The following is a 3,159-nucleotide window of genomic DNA, read 5'->3' on the forward strand; positions in this document are numbered from 1 at the left end:
CGAACTTCTGCCCGGCCTGACGCGCCAGATACGCGCTGCCGTAGCCGGCGTCGAAGCTGCCGACGTCGGCATCGGTCTGCTTGAATCGGGCGTGCTCACGGCTGGCGAGCGTCAGGTCGCACACCACATGCAGGCTGTGACCGCCGCCGGCGGCCCACCCGTTGACCAGACAGATGACCGGTTTGGGCATGAACCGGATCAACCGCTGCACCTCGAGGATGTGTAGCCGACCCGCCTGCGCGGGGTCTACCGTGTCGGCCGTCTCCCCTGACGCGTACTGGTAGCCGGTGCGGCCGCGGATGCGTTGGTCGCCACCGGAGCAGAACGCCCAACCGCCGTCCTTGGGGGACGGCCCGTTGCCGGTCAGCAGCACGACGCCGACGTCGGACGACATCCGTGCATGGTCGAGGACGCGGTACAACTCGTCGACGGTGTGCGGTCGGAATGCGTTGCGTACCTCGGGCCGGTCGAACGCCACCCGGACGGTCGGCTGCTTGACACCGTCGACGACGTGGCGGTGAAAGGTGATGTCGGTCAGGTCGAAGCCCGCGACGGGCTGCCACAGCGACGGGTCGAACGGGTTCTCACTCACCTGATTGACTGTAGAGATGGTCCGCCGCGGGTTTCACAGGCACCGCCCAGGGGTACCAGGTCCCGCGACAGCGCGCGTCTCGCGCCGTGAACAGAGAGGGCCACGATGAAGCGGTCAGCAAGTGTGTTGTTTTCGAGTTTGGTCGCGGGCGTGATGCTCGTCGGTTGTTCCCCGGCCGTCATGGGCGGCGACACCAGCTGCAAGGACTTCAGCGGGGCGGACGACAAGACGCAGAACGAAGCGGTCGCCAAGATGCTGAAGGATGAAAAGGGCCGCGAGCCAGCCACTCTCGAGACCACCGGTACTCGGCTGTCAGTGGTGGCGTTCTGTCAGACGGCCGGCAAGCAGGACAGCAAGATCAAGGAAGCGCCGCACCTGTAGATCTGGTCAGACGGAGTCGAACCGGAACACCGCGCAGCGCCCGGCGAGCGCCTCGAACTCGTCGGGCGTGCCGTCGGTGACCAGGCCGGAGCGCTTCATGAAGCCCACCCCGGTGGGTACCAGCCTCGGGAACTGGCGCAGCAGCGGACGGGCGTCCTCGGCGCTGAGCTCGACCATCCGGATCGTCTCCGAGGTCCTGCCCACGGTCAGTGTCGCGGTGCCTGCGACGCGGGCGTTCTTCACCCAGTCCGCGCCGGGGAAGCCGGCGACGACGTAGCGGTTGCCGTCGACGTGCATCGGCGTGACGGGCGTCGAGCGCGGGTCACCCGACTTGCGGCCCGGCACCGTCAGTACGAGTGGGCCTTCCTTGCCGGAGACCGGCAGACCCAGCCGCAACATGACCATGAACAGCTTGTTCATCGGCTTGAGCCACCACGGCGGCTTGATGGGCGCGTCGTCATCAGCCATGGTTCGAGCCTAAAGCGTGATGCCGTGGGCCTTCAGAGCCTCGATCAGCCCGTCCGGCCGCTGGTCGGTGGGCAGGGGGTCGACGAGCGCGAACCCGCAACCGACGGCCAGTGCTCCGCCGTCGGCCTCCTCGCTGTCGCCGACCATCAGGGCGTCTGCCGCGTCGACGCCGAGCCGGGACAGCGTGGTCTGGAAGATCTCTGGCTTGGGTTTGACGGCGCCCACCTCGAACGACAGCACGAACTCGGTGACGTGCTCGGCGACGCCCATGGCGCGGAACGCCGGCCGCACGTCGAACGCGATGTTGGACACCACCGCGGTCCTGATGCCTTGCCGGCGCAGGCCCGCCAGCACGGTGGCGGTGTCGGGATACGGTGTCCAGGAGGCCGGGTCGACCACGCGGTCGTAGAGCGCCTCGGCGTGGTGGTCGGCCAGGCCTGACTCGCGCAGCACGTGCAGGTAGGCCTCGCGGTGCAGGTGTGGGGCCAGGTCGCGGTTGACCCAGGCCTGGTAGGTCTGCTCGTCCATGTCGACGGACCGCCCGGTCGGCGCGGTCAGCCGTCGCATCAACTCGGCCTGGACGTGGCCGTCGACGGCGCGCTGGTCGACGTGCATTCCGGCGAACCAGCTGTCGTCCTCCTCGAGCCGGAACAGCGTTCCCGAGTAGTCGAACAGGACTGCGCGCAACGTCGTCATGAGATCGCCTCTCTTGCTCTGACTGCTTTGTCCTGCAGCACGTTTCGTTCCAAGTCGTTCTGATTGGCGGCGGCCGCACGGTCGAACTCGTCGGCCGCCTCGGCATTCCGGCCCAACCGCGACAGCAGTTCACCGCGCACGCTCGGCAGCAGATAGGAGTCGTCCAGGCCGGTGATCCCGTCGACGATGGCCAGCGCCTCTGCCGGACTGGCGGCCATGGCGACCGCGACGGCGCGGTTCAGTTCGATCACGGGCGACGGCGAGATCTTCAGGAGTCCGTTGTACAGCGTGACGATGCGCTTCCAGTCGGTGTCGGCGGCGGTGGGGGAGACGGCGTGACATTCGGCCAGCGCGGCCTGCAGCGCGTAGGGGCCCCAGCCGATCCCCTTGCGCTGCAAGGTCTCGGCAGCACGTTCGAGGGCGGCGACCCCTCGTCGGATCTGGGCGCGATCCCACTTCGTGCGGTCCTGGTTCTCGAGCAGGACCGGCCGCCCGTCGGCGTCGGTGCGGGCCCCGAACCGCGACGACTGGAATTCCATCAGCGCGACCAGCCCGAGCACCTCGGCCTGGTCGGGGATCAGCGCGGCCAGGACGCGGCCCAGACGCAGTGCCTCGCTGCACAATTCGGCGCGGATCCAGCGTTGCCCTGACGATGCCGAGTAGCCCTCGTTGTAGATCAGGTAGATCACGCTGAGTACCGCCGAGAGCCGTTGCGGGTATTCGGTCGGGTCCGGTACTTCGAACGGCACCCCGGCGTCGCCCAAGGTCTTCTTGGCCCGAACGATGCGTTGGGCGATCGTCGCCTTCGGGGCGAGGAACGCCCGCGCGATCTCCTCTGTGGTCAATCCGCCGACCACGCGCAGCGTCAACGCGACCTGGTTCTCGCGGGTCAGCACGGGGTGTGACGAGATGAAGATCAGCCGCAGCACGTCGTCGTCGATGCGGTCGGGATCCCAGGCCTCGTCGACCCGGGTCGCCAGCTCGCGCGCCAGCACGGCGTATTTGGCGTCGAGGCGGTCCTG

At 68.1% G+C, this 3,159-nt stretch carries 5 protein-coding genes; 1 reads left to right on the plus strand and 4 read right to left on the minus strand.

Annotation, left to right across the window (positions count from 1 at the left end):
• Positions 1-592: enoyl-CoA hydratase-related protein (locus QOC69_RS11030; protein ID WP_526439297.1), on the minus strand; the 592-nt coding region annotated here is incomplete at its 3' end.
• Positions 593-697: 105 nt separating this feature from the next.
• On the opposite strand from QOC69_RS11030, the gene QOC69_RS11035 reads away from it, so the two are divergent.
• Entirely contained in the window at positions 698-973 is a 276-nt protein-coding gene (locus QOC69_RS11035; RefSeq protein WP_526439299.1) for a hypothetical protein, read from the plus strand.
• A 6-nt stretch (positions 974-979) separates the two neighbouring features.
• Here QOC69_RS11035 and QOC69_RS11040 read toward each other — a convergent pair whose 3' ends face one another.
• The 3 genes from QOC69_RS11040 to QOC69_RS11050 form a co-directional block, all read right to left on the minus strand.
• Complete coding sequence (locus QOC69_RS11040) at positions 980-1,441, minus strand: nitroreductase family deazaflavin-dependent oxidoreductase (RefSeq protein WP_526439301.1); 462 nt, start codon at positions 1,439-1,441, stop codon at positions 980-982.
• Between the two features lie 9 nt (positions 1,442-1,450).
• Positions 1,451-2,137 (minus strand): HAD family hydrolase, encoded by a 687-nt coding sequence (locus QOC69_RS11045; RefSeq protein ID WP_526439303.1) that lies wholly within the window; start codon positions 2,135-2,137, stop codon positions 1,451-1,453.
• A partial coding sequence (locus QOC69_RS11050; RefSeq protein ID WP_526439305.1) for an RNA polymerase sigma factor occupies positions 2,134-3,159 on the minus strand: 1,026 nt, incomplete at its 5' end. The genes QOC69_RS11050 and QOC69_RS11045, both read right to left, overlap by 4 nt.

Origin of the sequence: Mycobacterium sp. (genome assembly GCF_032162105.1) — a bacterium.
Lineage (GTDB): Bacteria > Actinomycetota > Actinomycetes > Mycobacteriales > Mycobacteriaceae > Mycobacterium.

What these genes read in the sequence shown, in the direction of transcription:
- QOC69_RS11040 (WP_526439301.1), bottom strand. Translation starts at nt 1,441, where the DNA reads ATGGCTGATGACGACGCGCCCATCAAGCCGCCGTGGTGGCTCAAGCCG.
- QOC69_RS11035 (WP_526439299.1), top strand. Translation starts at nt 698, where the DNA reads ATGAAGCGGTCAGCAAGTGTGTTGTTTTCGAGTTTGGTCGCGGGCGTG.
- QOC69_RS11045 (WP_526439303.1), bottom strand. Translation starts at nt 2,137, where the DNA reads ATGACGACGTTGCGCGCAGTCCTGTTCGACTACTCGGGAACGCTGTTC.